The organism is Glycomyces dulcitolivorans (genome assembly GCF_003265355.1).
GTDB lineage: Bacteria > Actinomycetota > Actinomycetes > Mycobacteriales > Micromonosporaceae > Glycomyces > Glycomyces dulcitolivorans.
The window spans coordinates 30,270-50,538 of record NZ_QFRW01000329.1 but is presented as its reverse complement, the minus strand read 5'-3'; the positions used below and the strand labels follow the sequence as shown (position 1 = coordinate 50,538).

The window sequence follows — 20,269 nt, the reverse complement described above, 5'->3', positions numbered from 1 at the left end:
CGTTTCGTTTCCACGGGAGTGGTCGTTGTACAGGTGTGCTGCTTCGTTACCGGTTCCGGCTGTACCCGACCATGCCGCAGCGGGTTTCGCTTGCGCGGGCGTTCGGCTCTGCGCGGGTGGTGTTCAACGACGCGGTAGCGGCGCGGAAGCACGCCCACGCCGAGGGGCTGCCGTATCCGACGATGGCGGTCTTGTCGAAGCAGCTGATCACCGAGGCGAAACGCACCCCTGGCCGTTCGTGGCTGGGTGAGGTCTCGGCAGTGGTGCTCCAACAGGCATTGTCGGATTGCGACCGCGCCTGGAAGAACTTCTTCGCCTCGGTCAAAGGGGAGCGGGCCGGGACCCGGGTGGGCCCGCCCCGGTTCAAGCGCCGCAACGGTACCCAGTCGATCCGCTTCACCCGCAATGCCCGCTTCGCGGTGCTTGGCAACGGGCGGCTGCGCTTGCCGAAGATCGGCGAAGTCAAGGTCGCGTGGTCGCGGGCACTGCCCTCGGAGCCGAGCTCGGTGGCGGTTATCAAGTGCCCGACCGGGAAGTACTACGCGAGTTTTGTCGTCGCGGTGGACGAGGGCGCGGATTTCCTCGAACCGCTCGGTGATCCGGAGGCGGAGACCGGGATCGATCTGGGTCTCAAGGACTTCGCGGTCCTGCGCGGGGGCAGGGTGATCGAGAGCCCGCGGTTCTTCCGGCGGCTGGAGCGCAGACTCGGGAAGGCGCAGCGGGTCCTGGCCCGTAAGGCGCAGGGCTCGGTGAACCGGGCCAAGGCCCGTCTCCGTGTCGCGAAGATTCACGAGAAGATCAGGGACACTCGTTCGGACTGGGTCGACAAGCAGGTCAAGGCAATCGTCCGTGAGAACCAAGCGGTGTACGTCGAAGACCTGAATGTCAAGGGGCTCAGCCGGGGCCGGGCGGCGAAGTCGGTGCACGATGCCGCGTTCGGCATGTTCCTGGCCCGGCTCGAATCGAAAGCGGCCCGGTCGGGCCGGACGTTCGTCAAGATCGACCGGTTCTTCCCCTCGACCCGGTTGTGCTCGGTGTGCGGGGTCCTGGCCGGGCCCTCGGGCCTGGAGGGCTTGAAAGTGCGCTCGTGGGCGTGCGGGTGCGGCGCGGTCCATGACCGCGATGTGAACGCTGAAGTGAATACCCGCCGTGAAGGTAGCCGTATCGTGGCCGGGGGGCACCCGGACACGCGAAACGCCTCTGGAGGAGACGTCAGACCAGGGACACCTGGCAGACTCCGCAATCCCCGCGAGGGGAAGAATGAGGAACCCGCCCGTGGCGGCGCCGTGTCAACGGTGCCCAAGCCGGGAGTCTCCGTCCTTTAGGACGGAGAGGATGTCAATCGACCGGCGACACCGGCCCGATCCGCTCCCGCAGCGCCGCAGGCTGATCCGGCACGGCCGCGGCGCGCTCGCGCTGCTCCAGCCGGTCCAGCCGCTCGGCGGCGAGGATCGCCCGGTTCAGGCTCATGCGCACGTTCGGCGCGTCCCCGACGGTGTCCTTGAGGAACCAGATGCCGACGTTGATCAGCCCGATCGCGCACACGTAGACGAGTTCGTCCTGGATGACCCCGAGGTACAGCAGCGGCCCGATGACGACCACCGGCACGCAGTACATCCACGCCATCGGCTCCCACGACGCCAGGCGCCCCAGCGGCGCGTCGGTCCGCGACACCGTCGACAGGCCCCTGTCCTTGGCGCGTTCGATCGCGTCGCGGCCGAAGAACGACAGCCCCGAGATGAACAGCGCCGCCGACACGACCCCGATCGGGCAGGCCAGCATCCACCAGTCCCGCTGCACCAGCGTCGGCACCAGCACGAGCACCGCGGGCCAGATCGCCGCCGTCCGCATCGCGACGGCGGCCGCGACGGTCCGCACCTGGCGCATCCCGTGCCGCGGGATTCCGGAGAACGGGGTCATCTCCGCGAGCAGGTACAGGTAGAACCGGTAGCTCGGCAGCGCGTACGTGAACGCGGCGATGCGCACCGGCAGGTTCCCCCACGGATCGGGGATCGGGTAGTCGGCGGCCCGGATGTCGTCGAAGAACACCAGGCCCTCGCCCTTGCGGTCGAACACCTGGTTCGCGAGGTCGAACCACTTGGCGGCCCAGTCGATGCCGAGGTCCCTTGCCCACCAGGTGAGGACGATCGCCATCGTCGCCCACCACAGCACCGCGCACCCGATCGCCCACCACATCAGGTACCTCGCCTGGCGCAGGTGCGCCGAGCCTCCGGTCTCCTTGACCTGCTTGCGGCGCACGGCCGCGATCCGGCGCTGGCGGGCGACGGTGGCCGCGCCAGGCAGGATCTGGCGCGGGAGCCGCAGCCGCCCGTCGGGCCGGTCGGCCTCTCCGGCGGCGAGGACCTCGACCTCGCGCAGGAGCAGCTTCTCGATCTGCGCGTACCGGGGCTCGTCGGCGACGACGCCGGTGACGAGCAGCCGCCGGTCCGGGTCGGTGTCCACGAGGTCTTCGAGGATGCGGGCCAGACCCGCTGAGGCCGTGTAGAACTGGTCCGGGACGAGATGCTCGGACCGGCGCGGGATGCCCGCGATCGCGATGAGCAGCATGCCGAGCGAGTACAGGTCGGACTCATCGCCTCCGGCGCCGGTCTCCTTGACCTCGGGGGCGACGAAGTCGGCCTCGCCGCGCTCGGCCCCCGAGAGGGCCCGCAGGTGCAGGTAGTTCACGCCGAGGTCGATGAGCCGGAACCTGACGCCGCGCTCGTCGTCCTCGACGATGATGTTCGACGGCGTCAGGTCGTGGTGGTGCCGTTGTGCCCCTTCGAGTTCGACCATGGCCCGCAGCAGCGGCCCCCCGAGCCGCCGCAACTGCTCCAGGTCGACGCGCCTTTTGATCTCCCGCTTCGGTTCGCGCCGCCTCTCCTGGAGCTCGCGCAGGACCTGCGCGAGCGTGTCCCCCTTGACGAAGTCCATGAGGATCCAGCTGTCGTGGCTGGCCCACGCCCGCACCAGCGGCGAGTCTGCCGAACCGGACCGCCCGAACTCCTCGCGGTACCCGCGGGTCGCCTCGGCGATCGCCGGAATCCGCTCGTACGGGTAGATCAGGCACTTGAGCGCGAACTTCGCCGCGCTGCCGTGCGCCTCCTTCGCGTTGCCCTTGAAGATGATCGAGGTGGTCCCGTGCCGGTGGAATTCTAGTGTTCGGAAGTCCAGCCCGGCCCACTCCTCGCGGGCCCGCTCGCTCCCCCCGCGCAGTGCCGGGTCGTACAGCGCCACAATGGCACTGCGTACGTCCGGGTCGATTGCCAGCGCGGTGCACAGCGCGTCGCCGCGCTTCCCCGCCACGACCGCGGCGCCGGGCTCCTCGCCCTGGTACCGCACCCGGTCCGAGCAGTGCATCGTCACCAGCGTGAGCAGCAGGAACCCGAGATACCCGGCGGCCGGGCCGGTCTGCCCCGACGGCCACCACTTCCACAGTGCCTCGATGACCTCGACCCGGGTCCGCTGGAGCCGGTACAGATACGTGCGCTCGTCGAGCGGGAGGTCCAGGAGCACCGCCCGCCAGTCCTCCGCCGTCCAGTCGTCAAGGGCCGCAGTACTGCCGTCGTAGCCAAGCTGCGACACCGCCCGCGACAAGTCCTCAAGAGACGATGCGGCCATCGGCGTCCTTCCTCACGGTGATCAGGCGCGGCAGCGAAGAGAAGCGCCCGTCGCGCAGCTCCTGGACCGGGATTCCGAGGTACGCCGCGTGCATGATCGCGTGCGCCTCGCGCGCCGCCGTCAGGACCGGCGCCGGCGCGATCGCGTGCCGGGTCATCCGCGCCATCCACGGCAGCGGCGGCAGGTCCAGGACGTACGCCGGGGACGCCTCCGGCTCGGTCATCCACCGCTGCAACCGGGCCCGGTGCGACCGGTACGCCTTCACCGACTTCAGGTACGCCCGCCCGAGCCCATTGCGCAGCCGCTCCATCGCCGCGGCCGAGGCCACGAACCCCGGCGACGTGCGCGTCGGCGGCGGCTGCAACGGCTTGGTGCTCAACGACAGCACGTGCGTGCACCCGTCCTCCAGCGCCATCAGCGACGGGTGCGCGGTGAGCACCCCGCCGTCCACGGCCGGGCGCCCCCGGAACTCGCCGGTCCCCGGCACCGCCAGCGGCAGCCAGCAGCTCGCCCGCATCGCCTCCTTCAGGTCCTCCGCCGACTTGAACTCCGAGACCCACTCCGGCTCAAGGGTGTCCGTGCGCGACACCGCGATGTGCAGCTCGGCCGCGCCCTCCACGATCCGCGCGTAGTCGAGCGGCTTGCGCAGCGCCAGGACCTCCTCGAACACGTACCGCAGGTCGAGCACCGGCCCCGGCAGCACGAACCGCCGGAAGTCCAGGAACCGCTTGGTCGGCAGGTCGTCGAAGTAGATCGTCAGCGGGTACCAGGACGAGCCGCTCAGGTAGTACGCGGCGTTGATCGCGCCCGACGAGCACGAGTACACCGCGTCGAAGACCTGGTTGAGCCCCAAGTCGTCCAGGGCCGTGAGCATCGCCGCCGACACGATCCCGCGCATCCCGCCGCCCTCGACCGCGAGGCCGAGCCGCATGCCGTCGCCGTGGGCGCCCGGGCCGGTCCCGGCCTTCGCCCGGGCCCGGACGAGTTCGAGCACGGGATGGTCGTCGTTCCAGTAGCGGTCGCCGTCGAGAGCGTCGTTCAAGGCATGACTCCGGGGGTGGGAGCAGGCGTTACGGGGATCCGGACCCCTCGATGGTATCGGCCCGCCGCCTCCCGCGCGGGCCGCGAAAACCCGTTCGACAGCCCCGCCCGGGTCCGGTAGCCTGGCCGCCATGTACGGATCTCCTGGGCTGAACGCGTGCGCCGCGTTCGGTCCGAGCTGCTTCAGTCGGCTGCGCGCGGCGGCCTAGGCCCCCGCACGCGCACGCTCTCCCCGGCAACCGCCGGTCCTCGATGGTGCCATCTGACGCACCTGCTGCGCCGCTGCGCGGTCTAGGCGAATCAACTCGTCCTGATTCGACCGTTCCGCATGGAGGATTCCCATGTCCCGCAGCCAGTTCCCGCGCGCCCGCGAGTCCCGTCCCGTCTCCGACCGCAAGCGCCTGTCCCAGAACTTCCTCGCCGACCCCCACCTCGCGCGCCGCCTGGTAGCCGACGTCGGCCCCGACGACCTCGTCGTCGAAGTCGGCCCCGGCGGCGGCATGATCACCGGCCCGCTCCTGGACCGCGCCCGCCGCGTCCTCGCCTACGAGAAGGACCGCCACTTCGCCGAACGCCTGCGCTCCCGCTACGGCCACCACGAGCACCTCTGCCTCCACGCCGGCGACTTCCGCGACGCCCGCCCGCCGCGCGAACCGTTCCGCGTGGTCGCCAACGTGCCCTTCGCGATCACCACCGACATCGTCCGCTGGTGCCTCGACGCCCGCACCCTCACCACCGCCGACCTCGTCGTCCAGCTCGAATTCGCCCGCAAGCACACCGGCGACTACGGCCGCTGGTCCAAACTCGCCGTCGACGCCTGGCCCGAACACGAACTCTCCCTTGGTATCCGCATCGACCGCCGCCAATTCCGGCCCGTCCCCAGAGTCGACGCCGCCGTCCTCCACCTGCGCCGCCGCCCCGAACCGCTCCTGCCCCGGCACGCCCTCGACGACTACCGCGACATGGTCGCCCTCGGCTTCACCGGCGTCGGCGGCTCCCTCGCCTCCTCACTGCGCCAAGCCGTCTCCGCCAGAGCCGCCGCCCGCGCCTGCGCCGAGGCCGGCATCGCCAAGGACGCACCCGTCGGCCTCGTCCCGCCCGACCGCTGGATCTCCCTGTACAAGGCCCTCACCCGATAGAGCAAGGGGGTGCCGGTCCGGTTGTCTGAGCCGATTAAGGTTGAGATGCCCGGCCCGGTCCCCCCTCTCTTGGAGCCATTCATGAGCGAAGCCATCTGGATCGAGCTGATCAAGGTGCTCCCCGCGTTCCTCTGGATCGGTTTCGGCTTCATCGCGCTGGCCGTCGCCAAGCGCATCTTCACCCAGCAGGCCCCCCGCATGAGCAAGATCGAGACCCCTTGGGTCACGGTCGAACTCGCCCAGCAGGCCATCGAAGCCGCCTCCAACCGGGCCCCGGAGCCCCCGTTCCCGACGCAGCCGATCCAGCCGCCCCGCACCGACTGGCTCGTGAACGACCCGCCCCCGCCGCCGAGCTTCCCCGGAGGCACGGGCTTCCCGGGAGGCACCGGCCCGTACGGGGGCGGACCCCACGGCTCCCCGGCCGACTTCCGCTCCGCACCCGGTGCCGCAGCCGGTGCGCCTCCCGAGACCGACACCGGCGCCCCGCCCCCGAGCCCGCCGCAGTCCGACCCCGAGGACGCCGACGAGACCGGCGACGAGCCGATCCACACCGAGCCCGCCCGGCTCCGCCCGCCCAACACCCCGCCCGCCGACGAACCCGGCGACAGCGCGCTCACCGACGGCACCAAGCCGACCGACGCCCGGCCCCAGTCGCCCCTCACCGCGCCCCGGCCGCCCGAGACCAACGTGCCCCCGGCCTACCCGTACCTCGCCCCGCCCCCGTACTACCAAGTGCCCCGCCAGAACGGCTACCCCGGCGCCGCGGCCCCGCTGCCTCCCTACCCCCAGTACCCCGCCCAATCCGATCGCGGTCTCCGAGCCGCGACCCGCATCGCCCTCTCCACCGATCTCCTGCGAGGCGGCGCGATCCTCTGGGTCGACGACCACCCCGAGAACAATGCGGCGCTGGCGGCGCTCTTCCAGCAGGTCGGCATCCAGGTCGACACGGTCGTCACGACCGAGGCCGCGATGCAGGCGATGCGCTCGGCCGCCTACGACCTGGTCATCAGCGACGCAAGCCGCGCCAACGAGCCGGCGGGACTCCGCGCCGGCCTCGAACTGCTGGAGCGCATGAGGAAGACCGGAATCCCCGCGCCGGTCGTCCTCTATACCGTGCCCGCGGCCTCCCTCCCCGTCACGCACCCCGGACTCGCGGGCATCGCCGACAACCCGGAGGAACTGGTCAACTTCGTCGTCGACTTCGTCGGCCACCGGCCCCGGCACGACACCGGCTGGGTGGACCGGATCAAGAAGGCCAACTCCTGAGCGGACGCGAAGCGGCGGGCGGGGCCATTGTGTGGTCCCGCCCGCCGGTCTTTCCTTATATCGAGCTCTGTCAGCTCCGCTTGTACTGCTCCCACCAGGTGAACGAGCCCTTGTAGGAGCTGGGGGTGTTGTCGGCCGCGTGGCTCGCGAGGCCGTTCTTGCCGTAGAAGTAGTCGTGGACCTGCGCGCGGGCGACGTCGACCATGTCGGTGTCGCCCACCGCGTTCGCGTGGATGTGGTAGCTGAACCCCTGCTCGGGGGTGCGCAGCCAGGCCGCGAAGCCGACGTCGCGCAGCGCCTTGACGGTCTGCCACCGCTGGGTGGCGGTCATGCCGCTGACGCTGATGTCGACCACGCCGCCGCCGTCGTGCGTCCCGGCGGAGCTGGGGTTGCCGGTCGTGTAGGAGCCCTGCGTGAGGGCGAGGCTCCAGGAGACCTTCCCGTCGGCGGCGGCCAGCATGTTCTTGGTGCGGGTGTTGACCCGCCTGCCTCCGTAGGAGTCCGAGGCGGACCCGATGTCGATCTTGCGGGTCACGGTGAACACGCCGGTGTCGCTGCCGAGCTTCGTCAGTGAAGTCGGCCCGGGGATGCCGTTGGCGTCGAGCCCGGTGTACCCGAGGGCCTTCTGCCACGCCGAGTAGGCCGTGATCGTGGAGGTCCCGTAGTGGCCGTCCACTGCGGACGTCGCCAGGTGGTTCTTCGCGTCGAGCGCCTGCTCGACGGCCTTCACCGAGGCCGCCGCGTTGAGCGTGGTGCCGGTGCCGGACTTCTGCGGGTCGACCATCGCGGCCACGAGCACGAGCTCCATGTCGACCGACACCGCCGCGCTCGCCGAGGTGAGCGCGAAGACGGACGGGACGGCGGCGGCCGTGACGGCGCCGCCGACCATGAGGGCGCGGGAGAGCACCCAGCGGCGGGAGCGGGGGGTACGTGGTTCTTGGTGGGTCATGAGGCGATGCGTCCCTTCGGAATACCTAACGCGACGGTGCTTTTGGAAAGACGGTGCCGATGGCCGCCGCGGACGGAGCGGGGATCGTTCAGGGGTTGAGGCGGGTTTGGTGATTCAGACCATAGCGGAGTTTTTCTTCGTTGAGAAGCGTCACAGTGAAATAAAACTCCACGTGATCGCTTCCGAACGCTCGCTCCGTGTCATATGGACGGTCCTACCTCGGCCAACGCCCTGGGACGCAAAGAGAACCCTAGGAAGCCAGCGCCGTGACGTCCTTGATGAACCGCTCGGGGTCGCTCAGGTGGGGGAACCGGTCCCCGGTCCCGTACACGGCGCACTCGGCGCCCGGGATCCGCGCTTCGAGCCACGCGGCGTAGCCCGGCCGCGGCGCCGACCCGAACACGGACAGGTAGCGGCACTTGACCTTCCGCGGCCCCGCGGTGATCTCGGCGAGCGCCGCCTCGGCGTCCTCGTCCCCGCCGGGCGCGTCGAGGGCCCGCTCGACGGCCACCACGCCGTGCGCGACGTACCGGGCCGCGAACAGCGACGCGACGACCGCGGCCCGCCCGTGCCCGACGACCACCGGCGCCCGCGTCCCCATCTTCGCGACGAACTGCGCGAGCGTCTCCGCCCGGTCGCCGATCGTCCCGTCCTCGGGCAGGTCGAGCACGGCCACCGCGAGGTCCTCGGCGAGGCGCGCCGCGACCGGCCACCACGCCGACCGGTCGTCGCCGCTCTCGGTCAGCAGCAGCACGGGCCGGCCGTCGACTCCCCAGCGCTCCCCGGTCCACTCGGGTTCCGGTTGGCGCAGAACTTCTTCGGAGTACAGCGTCGGCAAGGGGATGCTCCAGTCGAGGGGAGAGAGCGGCGTCGGTCCGCGGTCAGCGTAGTACATGCGACTCCGGGCGATTCGGACAAGAAAGTGAAACGTAACCGGTCAGGGGTTAATCGATTGCCGGTTGTCGGACCCTCCCTTTACGCTCGGCAAGTGAGGTTCCTCCGCGCCCCCGAATACCCGCTCGCCGATCCGCTGCGCCCGGACGGCTCCCTCGGCGACCCCCAAGGTCCCCCGGGGACGCCCTGGCGCCTGCTCGCCTGGCTCGCGTCCCGCAACAAGGGCCTCGCGATCGCGGCGCTCGTCACCTCCGGCCTCGCCCTCGGCTCGCTCCCGGTCCTGCCGTACTTCCTCACCGGCGCGGTCGACAACGGCCTGCGCGAGCGGGACTGGGGCGCGCTCGCGTTCTGGTCCTCCGCGATGGTCCTTGCGGGCTTCGCGACCGCGGCGATGATCGTCATCTCGCACCGCCTCACCGTGTACTGGCGCATGGACGCCTCGTACCGGACGCTCCAGCTCGCCACCCGCAAGGTCAACCGCCTCGGGGACGAGCTGCGGCAGAAGCTCACCACCGGCGAGGTCGTCTCGGTCGGCGCCACGGACATCAACCGGATCTCCTGGGCCGTCGACTCGCTCTCGCCCACCGCGGGCTGCCTCATCGGCCTCATCGCGGTCGGCGTCCTCCTGTTCAACACCTCGGTCGCCCTGGGCCTCACCATCTTCATCGGCGTCTTCGCCGTCGGCCTCGTCACCGGCCCGGTCCTGAACAAGCTCCAGGACCGCCAGGAGGCCTACCGCGAGCGCGTCGGCGACATCACCGGCCGCGCCTCCGACATCGTTTCGGGCCTGCGGGTCCTGCGCGGCATCGGCGGCGAGGCCCGCTTCACCGCCTCGTACCGCAAGGACTCCGAGGCCCTGCGCGAGGCCGGGTACAAGGTCGCCGCCCCGCAGGCGTGGCTCAACGCCCTCGGCGAGGGCACGCCCGCGATCCTCCTGGGCGTCGTCATCTGGATCGCCGCCCGCCAGGTCGCCGCCGGGGACCTCACGCCCGGCCAGATGGTCGCCGCGTTCGGCTACACCAGCGCCCTGCTGCTGCCCGTCCACTGGCTCATCGGCTGCACCTACCGGATCATCGAGGGCCGCGTCGCCGCCGGGAAGGTCTGCGAGCTGCTGAACACGCCTGAGCGCGAGGCCCCCGCCGAGACCGTCCCCGGCCCCGCCGCCGGCGCCGGGCTCCACGACCCCGAGTCCGGGCTCACCGTCGAGGGCGGCGAGCTGCTCGCCGTCGCCTCCGCCGACTCCGACCAGGTCGCCCGCGCCTTCGACCGCCTCGGCGGGTACGCCGCGTCCGAGGCCCGCTTCGGCGACGTCCCCGTCGCCGGGCTCGATCGCGACGAGCTGCGCCGCCGCGTCCTCGTCGCCGAGCACGACGCGTACCTGTTCGCCGGGACCCTCGCGGCCGCGATCGGCGCCCGCGACGGCGGGACCCGCGTCGAGACCGCGATCGAGGCCGCCTCCGCCTCGGACGTCGTCGAGTCCCTGCCGAACGGCCTCGACACCGAGCTCGACAACCAGGCCCGCACTCTCTCGGGCGGCCAGCGGCAGCGCCTGCGCCTGGCGCGCGCCATCGCCGCCGCCCCCGAGGCGCTCCTGCTCCACGAGCCGACCTCCGCGGTCGACTCGCACACCGAGGCCCGCATCGTCGACCGCCTCGCCGAGACTCGCTCCGGGCTCGCCACCGCGGTCGCCACCACCTCGCCGCTGTGGCTCGGCCGCGCCGACCGCGTCGCGTTCGTCCAGGGCGGCAAGGTCATCGCCACCGGCAGCCACCACGACCTGGCCGCCGAGCACCCCGAATACCGCGCCCTCGTCTCCCGGGAGGAAGCATGAGCACCACCACGTCCGGGCAGCTGCCCGTCGCCGACACCCCGGCGGTGCGCCGCGCCTTCGTGCGCCTGCTCCTGACCGAGAAGCGCCGCGCCGCCACCGCCGTGAGCCTCCACCTGGTCGCCGCGGTCGCCGCCGCGGTCGCGCCGCTGCTGCTCGGCGAGATGCTCGACCGGCTCACCGCCGGCTCCGGCGCCTCGGCCATCGACTTCCTCGCCCTCGGCCTCATCGGCTCGATCGTCGCCGTCGTGGCCTTCACCTGGGCCGGGACGTTCGTTTCGCACCGCCTCGGCGAGCGCCTCTCGGCCCGCATGAGGGTCGAGTTCGTCGACCGCGCCCTGCGCCTGCCGATGCCCGTCGTCGAGCAGGCCGGCTCCGGCGACCTCATGACCCGCTCCTCCGCCGACGTCCCCGAGGCCGGGCTCCTCTTCCGCGACGGCCTCCCGCAGATCACCGTCTCGATCCTCAAGGTGATCGTGTTCTTCGCCGCGATGCTCTGGGCCAGCCCGCTGCTGGGCCTGTGCATGCTTGTCGTCGTCCCCTCGCTGTACATCGGCACCCGCTGGTACCTCAAGCGCGCCCGCTCCGGCTACCTCAACGAGCGCCAGGCCGAGTCCGCGATCGGCGACACCATCGGCGCCTCCGCCGACGGCGCCCGCACCACCGAGGCCTACCGCCTGCGCGGCGCCCGCGACACGGCCGGGGACGACACGGTCGCCCGTCACTGGAAGGCCGCCCGCTACACCCTGTTCCTGCGCAGCGTGTTCTTCCCGTTCCTCGACGGCGCGTACGCCCTCCCGACCGCCACGGTGCTCCTGGTCGGCGGCGCGCTCTACTTCGACGGCTCGGTCACCCTCGGCACCGTCGCCTCCTGCGCCGTCCTCACCCGCCAGATCATGTTCCCCATCGACCACCTGCTCATGTGGGTCGAGAAGGTCCAGCGCGGCTTCGCGGCCATGTCCCGCATCGAAGGCGTCGCCCAAGCCGAGGACACCGAGCAGAACGCGACGACCGACCGCCCCGTGGACGGCACGGTCGACCTCACCGACGTCCGCTACGCCTACCCCTCGGGCACCCGCGACGTGCTCCACGGCGTGACCCTCTCGGTCCCCGCCGGCCAGCGCCTCGCCGTCGTCGGCCCCTCCGGCGCCGGGAAGTCCACGCTCGCGCGGCTCATCTCCGGCTCCGACACGCCCCGCCAGGGCCGCGCGGCCATCGGCGGCGTCGACGTCGCCGCGCTCCCGCTCGACGAGCGCCGCCGCCGCGTCACCCTCGTCACCCAGGAGCACCACGTCTTCACGGCCTCCTTGCGCGACAACCTGATCCTCGCCAAGGCCGAAGCCTCCGACCAGGAGCTGAACGACGCGCTCGCCGCCGTCGGCGCCGACTGGGCCTTCGACCTGCCCGAAGGACTCGACACCGCCCTGGGCGGCAAGGCCCGCGAGCTCGACGCCGCCTCCGCGCAGCAGATCGCGCTCGCGCGCATCATCCTCGCCGACCCCGACGTGGTGATCCTCGACGAGGCCACCGCGATGCTCGACCCGCGCGCGGCCCGCGACACCGAGCGCGCGCTCGCGGCGGTCCTGGAGGGCCGCACCGTGATCGCGATCGCTCACCGGCTCCACACCGCGCACGACGCCGACCGGATCGCCGTCGTCGAGGACGGTCGCGTCGCCGAACTCGGCAGCCACGACGAGCTCATCGCGCTCGACGGCCACTACGCGGGACTGTGGCGGGCCTGGCACGGGGAGCAGGAGCACCGTCCCGAGGAGTTCGCCGGAGCTGGAAAACCCTTGTAGCCCAACAAAAAGAAATGGGCCCCGGACGAAAGTCCGGGGCCCGTACTGGTCCGAGAACACCACCACAAGTCGGAACACCCACCGACTCGTTCTTAGCAAGGAAACAGAAAGGAAACCAGGAAACCCGTTCCGAACCAGTACCGAGAGAGTATCACGTCACATTCGCCGTGGCTAGGGGGTCATATCCACCCTGCTCTATCCATGGCAAGCCGTTTTCACGACTCGTCGGTCACAGTCCCGCGGACCGCGCCCGTCCCCGCGGTATGACACACTCCCGCCCGCGCCGTGCCCGCCTCGGGCCGCCGCCGCGCACGGCCTAGACTCGACTGGTCTTCCCGCAGCTAGTAACCGTTAGGAAACACCTGTCGTGAGTACGATTTCACGCGAGGAAGTCGCGCACCTGGCGCGGCTCGCCCGCCTTGAGGTCACCGACGTCGAACTCGACGCCTTCGCCGGCCAGCTCGACGTCATCCTCCAGTCGATGAAGACGCTCGCCGAAGTGGACACGGACGGCGTCCAGCCGACCTCGCACGCGGTGCCGCTGGTGAACGTGTTCCGGGAAGACCAGCCCCAGCCGTCCCTGCCCCGCGACGCCGTCCTCGCCGGCGGCCCCGACACCGCCGAGGACCGCTTCCGCGTCCCGCGCATCCTGGACGAGGAGGCCTGAGCATGACCGGACACCGCGCCATCGACCAGACCGCCGCCCACATGGCGGACGCCATCCGCACCGGCCGCGCCACCTCCTACGCGATCACCGAGGCCCACCTCGACCGGATCGACGCGATCGACGGCGCCATCGGCGCCTTCCTCCACGTCGACCGCGAAGGGGCCCTCGCCACCGCCCGCGAGGTCGACGAGGCCATCGCCCGCGGCGAGGAGCTCGGCCCGCTCGCCGGCGTCCCGATCGCCATCAAGGACGTCGTCGTCACCAAGGGCCTCCCGACCACCGCGGCCTCCAAGATCCTCGAAGGCTGGATCCCGCCCTACGACGCGACCATCGTCGAGCGCATCAAGGCCGCGAAGATGCCGATCCTCGGCAAGACGAACATGGACGAGTTCGCCATGGGCTCCTCCACCGAGTACTCGGCCTTCCACAAGACCCGCAACCCGTGGGACACCGGGCGCATCCCCGGCGGCTCCGGCGGCGGCTCCGCCGCGGCGGTGGCCGCGAAGATGGCCCCGCTCGCCATCGGCACCGACACCGGCGGTTCGATCCGCCAGCCCGGCGCCGTCACCGGCACGTTCGGCGCCAAGCCCACCTACGGCGGCAACTCCCGCTACGGGCTCATCGCCTTCTCGTCCTCGCTCGACACGCCCGGCCCGGTGGCGCGCAACGCCCTCGACGCCGCGCTCCTCCACGAGGTCATCTCCGGCTACGACCCGCGCGACTCGACCTCCATCGACGCGCCCGTCCCGCCCGTCGTCGAGGCCGCCCGCCTCGGCGCGACCGGCGACCTCTCCGGCGTCAAGCTCGGCGTCGTCAAGGAGTTCAAGGAGGGCGCCGACGCCGCCGAACCCGGCGTCGTCGCCGCCTACGAGGCCGGCGTGGAGCAGCTCGTCAAGCTCGGGGCCGAGATCGTCGAGGTCTCCTGCCCGTCCTTCACGTACGCGCTGCCGACCTACTACCTCATCGCCCCGTCCGAGGCCTCCTCGAACCTGGCCCGCTACGACGGCGTCCGCTACGGCCTGCGCGCCGGCGACGACGGCAAGCACTCGCTCGAAGAGGTCATGAGCCTCACCCGCGAGGCCGGCTTCGGCCCGGAGGTCAAGCGCCGCATCATCCTCGGCACCTACGCGCTCAGCGCCGGGTACGTGGACGCGTTCTACGGCAAGGCCCAGAAGGTCCGCACGCTCATCAAGCAGGACTTCGAGAAGGCCTTCGCGCAGGTCGACGCGATCATCAGCCCGACCACGCCGTTCATCGCCTTCGAGTTCGGCGCCCGCACCGGCGACCCGTACCAGATGTACCTCGCCGACCTGTACACGATCCCGACGAACATGTACGGCGGCCCCGGCGTCTCCGTCCCCGTCGGCCTCTCCGAGGGCATGCCCGTCGGCCTCCAGGTCATGGGCCCCGTCCTGGGCGACGACATCACCTACCGCGTCGCGGCCGCGCTGGAGTCCACCCAGGACGTCCTCCTCGCCGACACCGCGCCCGAGATCGAGGGGAAGTAAGCACATGACGAAGTTGAACACCTTCGAGCAGGCCGTCGAGACCTACGAGCCCGTCCTCGGACTCGAGACCCACATCGAACTCGACACGCACACCAAGATGTTCTGCGGCTGCTCCACCGTCTTCGGCGCCGAGCCCAACACCCAGGTCTGCCCCGTCTGCCTGGCCCTCCCCGGCGCCCTCCCGGTCGCCAACCGGGCCGCGATCGAGGCCACCATCAAGATCGGCCTGGCGCTCAACTGCCGCATCGCCGAGTGGACCCGCTTCGCCCGGAAGAACTACTTCTACCCGGACATGCCGAAGAACTTCCAGACCAGCCAGTACGAGGAGCCGCTCTGCGAGGACGGCTACGTCGAGGTCGTCGTCGACGGGCAGGTCCACCGCGTCGAGATCGAGCGCGTCCACCTCGAAGAGGACACCGGCAAGACCCTCCACGTCGGCGGCTCCACCGGCCGCATCCACGGCGCCACCGAGTCCCTCGTGGACTACAACCGCGCCGGCATCCCGCTCGTGGAGATCGTCACCCGCCCCGTCCCCGGCACCGGCGCCCTCGCCCCCGAGGTCGCCCGCGCCTACACCGCCGAACTGCGCGACATCGTCCGCTCCCTCGGCGTCTCCGACGTCCGCATGGAACAGGGGTCCCTGCGCTGCGACGTCAACCTCTCGCTGAACAAGCCCGGCGAGGAGTGGGGCACCCGCACCGAGACCAAGAACGTCAACTCCCTGCGCTCGGTCGAACGCGCCGTCCGCTACGAGGTCCGCCGCCAGTCGGCCCTCCTCGACGCCGGCGAGCGGATCTTCCAGGAGACCCGCCACTTCCACGAGGCCACCGGCGAGACCAGCCCCGGCCGCTCCAAGGAAGAAGCCACCGACTACCGGTACTTCCCCGAGCCCGACCTCGCCGTCATGGAGCCGTCCCGCGAATGGGTCGAGGAGCTGCGCGCCACGCTCCCCGAACTCCCGCGCAAGCGCCGCGAGCGCCTCCAGGCCGCCTGGTCCCTGGGGGACAAGGACATGCAGTCGGTCGTCAACGCCGACGCCGTCGACCTCATCGAGGCCACCGTCGCCGCCGGGGCCAGCCCCGCCGGCGCCGTCAAGTGGTGGCTCGGCGAGCTGTCGCGCCGCGCCAACGAGTCCGGCGAGGAGCTCGCCGCGCTCGCCATCACCCCGGCGCAGGTCGCCGAACTCCAGGGCATGGTCGACGACGGCCGCCTCAACGACAAGCTCGCCCGCCAGGTCATCGACGGCGTCATCGCCGGCGAGGGCTCCCCGGCCGAGGTCGCCGCCAAGCGCGGCCTGGAGGTCGTCTCCGACACCGGCGCGCTCGAAGCCGCCGTCGACGAGGCCATCGCCGCCAACCCGGCAGTCGCAGACAAGATCCGCGGCGGCACCCACGCCGCCGCCGGCGTCCTCATCGGCGCCGTCATGAAGGCCACCAAAGGCCAGGCCGACGCCGGCACGGTCCGCCAGATCATCCTGGACAAACTGGGCTAGCACGACATCCGAGAAGGCCGGGCGACACGCCCGGCCTTTTCGCGTTCACTGTCCGTTCAGTCCCAGTGTGAGCCGCGAGTCTTTGGGAACCCCAGAGAGCGATGTTGTTCACAACGGATGAGTATCCTGGGCTGAGGTGCAATTCCGACCCGAGGAGGTGAGGGCCATGGGCGACGACCCCGGATCCAGTCGAGATACCGACGTGTTCTTCCCATTTTCCTTTCACCGTGCCTCGCGCCCTCTTATCGTGAAGCGGGCGGCCTGACCGACCTGCGCACGTCTCTTGACGCGCTGAGGGGCACGGCCCTTTCCTCGCGTTAGGAGGTGGCTGACGCATGGCAACCACCATTCAGCCCATTTCGCCCGCAGCAGTCGACGAACTCGCCGCACTCCGGCTCGAACTCGCGGACACCTCGACCGTCGGGCTCGCCGAAGAGCTCCCCCGGATGGACCTGGCCGAACAGGCGCTCAGGTTCCGCCTCCTCCCCAAGGACCGCGCGCTCGCGGTCTTCGAGGAGCTCGACCCCGTCCACCAGCAGGAGCTCATCGACGGGCTCAAGACCGACTTCGTGCGGGAGCTGCTGGAGTCGATGGAGGCCGACGACCGGGCCAAGCTCTTCGACGAGATGCCCGCCCGGGTCGTGACCCGCTTCCAGTCCCAGCTCAGCGCTGCCGACCGGCGCCAGACCGCCCAGCTCCTCGGCTACGAGCCCGAGTCCGCCGGGCGCATCATGACGCCCGACTACGTGTCGCTTCGCGCCTCGATGACCGCCGCCGCCGCGATCGAGCGCATCCGGCACCTGCGCGAGCGGCCCCGGAACATCGACGTGCTGCCGGTGACCGACGGGCACCGCAAGCTCCTCGGCACCGTCACGCTCGCCGACCTCGTCAGCGCCGACCCCGACGCTCATGTCGCCGACCTCATCGCCAGCGAGCACTACCAGGTCGTCACCGACACCGACCAGGAGGAGGCCGCGCGCCTCATCCAGGAGGCCAACCTCATCGCGCTCCCGGTCGTCGACCACGAGGACCGGCTCGTCGGCCTCATCACCTGGGACGACGCCATGGAGGTCCTCGAAGCCGAGGACACCGAGGACGCCGCCCGCAGCGCCGGCGTCGAGCCGCTGGAGCGGCCGTACCTGTCGGCGGGCGTGTTCATGCTGGCGCGCAAGCGCGCCGTGTGGCTGCTCGTCCTCGCCGTCTCGGCCTCGCTCACCGTGACCGTCCTCAACTACTACGAGACGTACCTCGCGAACGTCACGGTCCTCGCGGTGTTCATCTCGCTGCTGACCGGCACCGGCGGGAACTCCGGCTCGCAGGCGTCGGTGACGATCATCCGCGCCATGGCCGTCGGCGAGGTCCGCTTCTCCGACGCCTTCCGCATCACCTGGCGCGAGTCGCGGGTGGGCTTCCTGCTCGGCGTCATGCTCGCCGTCGTCGGCGGGCCCGTGGTCGGCTTCGTGTACGGCTGGGACATCGGGCTGATCATCGCCCTGACGCTCCTGGTCATCTGCACCTGGTCGACGTTCGTCGGCTCGCTGCTGCCGCTGCTGGCCAAGAAGGTCGGCATCGACCCGGCGCTCGTCTCGGCCCCGATGGTCTCGACCCTGTGCGACGCCACCGGTCTGCTCATCTACTTTTCGGTGGCGGCCCTGGTCCTCGGACCGGCCCTCACCGGTTGAGCCGCAGGCGAAAAGCCCCTGACGCCGTGCCGCGTCAGGGGCTTCTCCGTTCTCGGTGGGAGGCGCGGTGAACTCAGGAACCGTCCGCGCCTCCCTCGATCATTCAGCCGCGGACTCGGCAGCAAGTTCCTCGGCGAGGAAATCGGTCCGCTGCTGGATGATCGCCTTGAGCGACTCCGCCGACGAGGCGACGTCGGCGCCGCTCAGCTCTGCCGCGGCCTGCGCGGTGTCCACCGCTTCGAGCGCGGCGCCCGAAGCGAGCAGGGTGCCGTACAGGTCCTGGTAGGCGGCCATGTACTCGTCCTGGAAGGCCTCCGAGGCGAGGAACCGCTCCTTCAACTCGTTGCCGCCCATGCCACCTCCCATGCCGCCTCCGCCGTCGCCTTCTCCGCGGCCGCCTTCGGCCTCGTCGCCACCGGCCGGCATCTCCATGCCCTCCGGCAGTTCCACGCCCTCGGGCAGTTCGCCGCCGAAGCCGCCGCCCCCGCCGCCGATCGAGGCGGTCTCGTCGGGAGCGAGCTCAGCGGTCTGGAGTGTCAGGTCGACGTCCCAGGTCAGGATGCTGATGAGCCCGGTGTCGAAGTCGTACCAGAGGTAGAAGTTCTTCCCCGGCCCGGCCATGTCGTCGCCGTTGGTCACCAGGTTCTGGAACGCGGTGTAGGTCGCGAACGACTCCACGTCGACCCAGTCGCCCAGCTCCGCGTCGAAGGTCGCGTCGTCGGCCTCGCCCAGCCACTCCAGGAAGTCGATGATCGGCTGCGCGTCGTAGGAGCCCTTCATGCTCAGCTGCTTGAAGTCGTCCTCGTACTCCTCGGGGTCGGCCCCCTGGTATTCGAACGACCCCGTCGACAGCGCCTTGTACAGCACCCCGGTGTTCTCGCCGTAGGTGTCCTCGGCCCAGGTCACGTCCATGATGTCCACGACCCGGCGGGTGACCGCCTCGCCGCCGTTGACCGACACCGTCGAGTACGTCCAGTCGTACGAGGACTGGCCGCTCGCCTCCAGCAGCTCCAGCGTGACGGCCTCGTTCAGCGAGGTCCCCTCTTGAGTGCCGCCCATTGCCGAGTCCACTCGCAGGCTGATCTGCTGGTTGCCCTGGTACACCTGGCCGTCGACGTACTTCGAGAAGTCCACCAGCCACGGCAGGGTCTCGGGGTCCTCGAAGCTGATCGTCGAGCCGCCCATGCCCCCCATGCCGCCCTCGTCGCCGCCGGGCATCACCATGCCCTCCATGCCCTCCGGCAGCTCCACGCCTTCGGGAAGCTCCATGCCCTCGGGCATCCCGCCGCCTTCGCCGCCGCCCATGGCCCCGCCGCCGAGCGCCGACAGCGTCGAGTTGCCCTTCAAGCGGATGCCGACGTCGGAGATCGTGACGCCGTCGATGGTGATGTCGGCCTTGATCCACTCCTTCTCGCCGGAGTCCTCGAAGGTCTCGATCATGTCGTCGTAGTCGGCGTCGCTGTACGACAGGCTGATCTCGTGCGCCACGGAGGTGTCGAACAGGTCGACCGTCCCCTGGATGTCGTTGGTGACCACGAAGCCCTCGTTCGCGTCCGAGTACACCAGGGCCGTGGCCCGCACGGTCCCCACCGCGAGCGTGAGCACCGCGATCAGCCCGACCGACCCCGCGATGAGCTTCCAGTAGTGGCGCAGGCTCACCGGGATGCGGTGCCGGAGCTTCTTGCGGGCCATGGCTACAGGTCCGTCTGGTCGTAACCGGTCAGGACGGTCACCTGCTGGCCCGAGGTCACCTCGCGCAGCTCGCCGAGCAGCCCCGCGGCGTTCTTCGCCTTCTTCAGGCGCACCGTGTACGTGTACTCCAGCAGCGCCCCGCCTCGGATCGTCTCGATGCTGACCTGCTCGTACTCGTCGGTGTTGCGGATGAGCACGTCGTCGATGCGGTCGGCGTAGTCCTCGTCGGTCGGCACGTGCACCTTGACGACCTGGCGCTGCACGTTGTGCGCGAACCAGTTGAACCGGTACATCAGCAGCAGCACCAGGCACACCACGACCGTGGCGATGACCGCCAGCAGGTAGAACCTGGTGCCGCAGGCCATGCCCACGCCCATCACCAGGAAGATGTACCCGACGTCGCGCGTCTCCTTGAGCGCGTTGCGGAACCGGATGATCGACAGCGCGCCCACGAGCGCGAACGCCCGGGCCACGTTCGAGCCGACGATCAGCATGATCACCGCGATGATCATGCCCATGACGATGAGGGTCTGCACGTACGACTGGCTGTACGACACGTTCCGGTGCGTCCACCGGTAGACGATGCCGATCGCGCAGCTCAGGATGAACGACAGCGTCAGCGAGATGGCGATGTCCGCCACGCTGAACTCGGCCGAGAGGTCGTTGAAACCGGTAAGGAAGTCCATGGTCG

The 20,269-nt window shown here is 70.6% G+C and carries 15 protein-coding genes; 9 read left to right on the top strand and 6 right to left on the bottom strand.

Annotated features, from left to right (window positions below; translation table 11 throughout):
* The first annotated feature begins 35 nt into the window (after window positions 1–35).
* Window positions 36–1,325, top strand: a complete 1,290-nt coding sequence (locus DI269_RS25815; RefSeq protein WP_112141391.1) for an RNA-guided endonuclease InsQ/TnpB family protein — start codon at window positions 36–38, stop codon at window positions 1,323–1,325.
* Window positions 1,326–1,338: 13 nt separating this feature from the next.
* On the opposite strand, the gene DI269_RS25810 is transcribed toward DI269_RS25815, so the two are convergent.
* Window positions 1,339–3,621 (bottom strand): protein kinase domain-containing protein, encoded by a 2,283-nt coding sequence (locus DI269_RS25810; protein ID WP_112141389.1) that lies wholly within the window; start codon window positions 3,619–3,621, stop codon window positions 1,339–1,341.
* On the bottom strand, window positions 3,602–4,663 hold the full coding sequence (locus DI269_RS25805) for a patatin-like phospholipase family protein (protein ID WP_232822905.1): 1,062 nt from the start codon (window positions 4,661–4,663) through the stop codon (window positions 3,602–3,604). Before DI269_RS25805 ends, DI269_RS25810 begins: the two co-directional genes overlap by 20 nt.
* Window positions 4,664–5,003: 340 nt before the next feature.
* On the opposite strand from DI269_RS25805, the gene erm reads away from it, so the two are divergent.
* Window positions 5,004–5,801 (top strand): 23S ribosomal RNA methyltransferase Erm, encoded by a 798-nt coding sequence (gene erm, locus DI269_RS25800; protein ID WP_112141387.1) that lies wholly within the window; start codon window positions 5,004–5,006, stop codon window positions 5,799–5,801.
* Between the two features lie 81 nt (window positions 5,802–5,882).
* Window positions 5,883–7,067: a response regulator gene (locus tag DI269_RS25795; protein ID WP_157975211.1), complete on the top strand. Its 1,185-nt coding sequence runs from the start codon at window positions 5,883–5,885 to the stop codon at window positions 7,065–7,067.
* Window positions 7,068–7,137: 70 nt separating this feature from the next.
* On the opposite strand, the gene DI269_RS25790 is transcribed toward DI269_RS25795, so the two are convergent.
* Both DI269_RS25790 and DI269_RS27900 read right to left on the bottom strand, forming a co-directional pair.
* Window positions 7,138–8,016: a peptidoglycan-binding protein gene (locus DI269_RS25790; RefSeq protein ID WP_112141383.1), complete on the bottom strand. Its 879-nt coding sequence runs from the start codon at window positions 8,014–8,016 to the stop codon at window positions 7,138–7,140.
* A gap of 250 nt (window positions 8,017–8,266) precedes the next feature.
* Complete coding sequence (locus tag DI269_RS27900; protein WP_198667754.1) at window positions 8,267–8,911, bottom strand: alpha/beta fold hydrolase; 645 nt, start codon at window positions 8,909–8,911, stop codon at window positions 8,267–8,269.
* A 93-nt stretch (window positions 8,912–9,004) separates the two neighbouring features.
* Between DI269_RS27900 and DI269_RS25780 the strand changes: the two genes are divergently transcribed.
* The 6 genes from DI269_RS25780 to mgtE all read left to right on the top strand — a co-directional run bounded on the left by DI269_RS25780 (window position 9,005) and on the right by mgtE (window position 17,886).
* Window positions 9,005–10,741 (top strand): ABC transporter transmembrane domain-containing protein, encoded by a 1,737-nt coding sequence (locus DI269_RS25780; RefSeq protein WP_198667753.1) that lies wholly within the window; start codon window positions 9,005–9,007, stop codon window positions 10,739–10,741.
* A complete protein-coding gene (locus DI269_RS25775) occupies window positions 10,738–12,537 on the top strand; it encodes an ABC transporter ATP-binding protein (RefSeq protein ID WP_112141377.1) in 1,800 nt (599 codons plus the stop codon). Before DI269_RS25780 ends, DI269_RS25775 begins: the two co-directional genes overlap by 4 nt.
* A gap of 367 nt (window positions 12,538–12,904) precedes the next feature.
* Window positions 12,905–13,204: an Asp-tRNA(Asn)/Glu-tRNA(Gln) amidotransferase subunit GatC gene (gene gatC / locus DI269_RS25770; RefSeq protein ID WP_112141375.1), complete on the top strand. Its 300-nt coding sequence runs from the start codon at window positions 12,905–12,907 to the stop codon at window positions 13,202–13,204.
* A gap of 41 nt (window positions 13,205–13,245) precedes the next feature.
* On the top strand, window positions 13,246–14,712 hold the full coding sequence (gatA, locus tag DI269_RS25765) for an Asp-tRNA(Asn)/Glu-tRNA(Gln) amidotransferase subunit GatA (RefSeq protein ID WP_408612334.1): 1,467 nt from the start codon (window positions 13,246–13,248) through the stop codon (window positions 14,710–14,712).
* 4 nt (window positions 14,713–14,716) lie between these two features.
* Entirely contained in the window at window positions 14,717–16,204 is a 1,488-nt protein-coding gene (gatB, locus tag DI269_RS25760) for an Asp-tRNA(Asn)/Glu-tRNA(Gln) amidotransferase subunit GatB (RefSeq protein WP_112141371.1), read from the top strand.
* Between the two features lie 335 nt (window positions 16,205–16,539).
* On the top strand, window positions 16,540–17,886 hold the full coding sequence (mgtE, locus tag DI269_RS25755) for a magnesium transporter (RefSeq protein ID WP_112141369.1): 1,347 nt from the start codon (window positions 16,540–16,542) through the stop codon (window positions 17,884–17,886).
* 99 nt (window positions 17,887–17,985) lie between these two features.
* Here the strand turns inward: mgtE and DI269_RS25750 are convergent, their stop codons facing one another.
* Together DI269_RS25750 and DI269_RS25745 are read right to left on the bottom strand one after the other, a co-directional pair.
* Window positions 17,986–19,578 carry a CotH kinase family protein gene (locus tag DI269_RS25750; RefSeq protein WP_112141367.1) on the bottom strand — a complete coding sequence of 531 codons (1,593 nt, stop codon included), beginning with the start codon at window positions 19,576–19,578 and terminating at the stop codon, window positions 17,986–17,988.
* Window positions 19,579–19,580: 2 nt separating this feature from the next.
* Entirely contained in the window at window positions 19,581–20,264 is a 684-nt protein-coding gene (locus DI269_RS25745) for a DUF4956 domain-containing protein (RefSeq protein WP_112141365.1), read from the bottom strand.
* Between the last annotated feature and the right edge of the window lie 5 nt (window positions 20,265–20,269).

What these genes read in the sequence shown, in the direction of transcription:
- DI269_RS25810 (WP_112141389.1), bottom strand. Translation starts at nt 3,621, where the DNA reads ATGGCCGCATCGTCTCTTGAGGACTTGTCGCGGGCGGTGTCGCAGCTT.
- erm (WP_112141387.1), top strand. Translation starts at nt 5,004, where the DNA reads ATGTCCCGCAGCCAGTTCCCGCGCGCCCGCGAGTCCCGTCCCGTCTCC.
- DI269_RS25795 (WP_157975211.1), top strand. Translation starts at nt 5,883, where the DNA reads ATGAGCGAAGCCATCTGGATCGAGCTGATCAAGGTGCTCCCCGCGTTC.
- DI269_RS25790 (WP_112141383.1), bottom strand. Translation starts at nt 8,016, where the DNA reads ATGACCCACCAAGAACCACGTACCCCCCGCTCCCGCCGCTGGGTGCTC.
- DI269_RS27900 (WP_198667754.1), bottom strand. Translation starts at nt 8,911, where the DNA reads ATGTACTACGCTGACCGCGGACCGACGCCGCTCTCTCCCCTCGACTGG.
- DI269_RS25775 (WP_112141377.1), top strand. Translation starts at nt 10,738, where the DNA reads ATGAGCACCACCACGTCCGGGCAGCTGCCCGTCGCCGACACCCCGGCG.
- gatA (WP_408612334.1), top strand. Translation starts at nt 13,246, where the DNA reads ATGGCGGACGCCATCCGCACCGGCCGCGCCACCTCCTACGCGATCACC.
- gatB (WP_112141371.1), top strand. Translation starts at nt 14,717, where the DNA reads ATGACGAAGTTGAACACCTTCGAGCAGGCCGTCGAGACCTACGAGCCC.
- mgtE (WP_112141369.1), top strand. Translation starts at nt 16,540, where the DNA reads ATGGCAACCACCATTCAGCCCATTTCGCCCGCAGCAGTCGACGAACTC.
- DI269_RS25750 (WP_112141367.1), bottom strand. Translation starts at nt 19,578, where the DNA reads ATGGCCCGCAAGAAGCTCCGGCACCGCATCCCGGTGAGCCTGCGCCAC.
- DI269_RS25745 (WP_112141365.1), bottom strand. Translation starts at nt 20,264, where the DNA reads ATGGACTTCCTTACCGGTTTCAACGACCTCTCGGCCGAGTTCAGCGTG.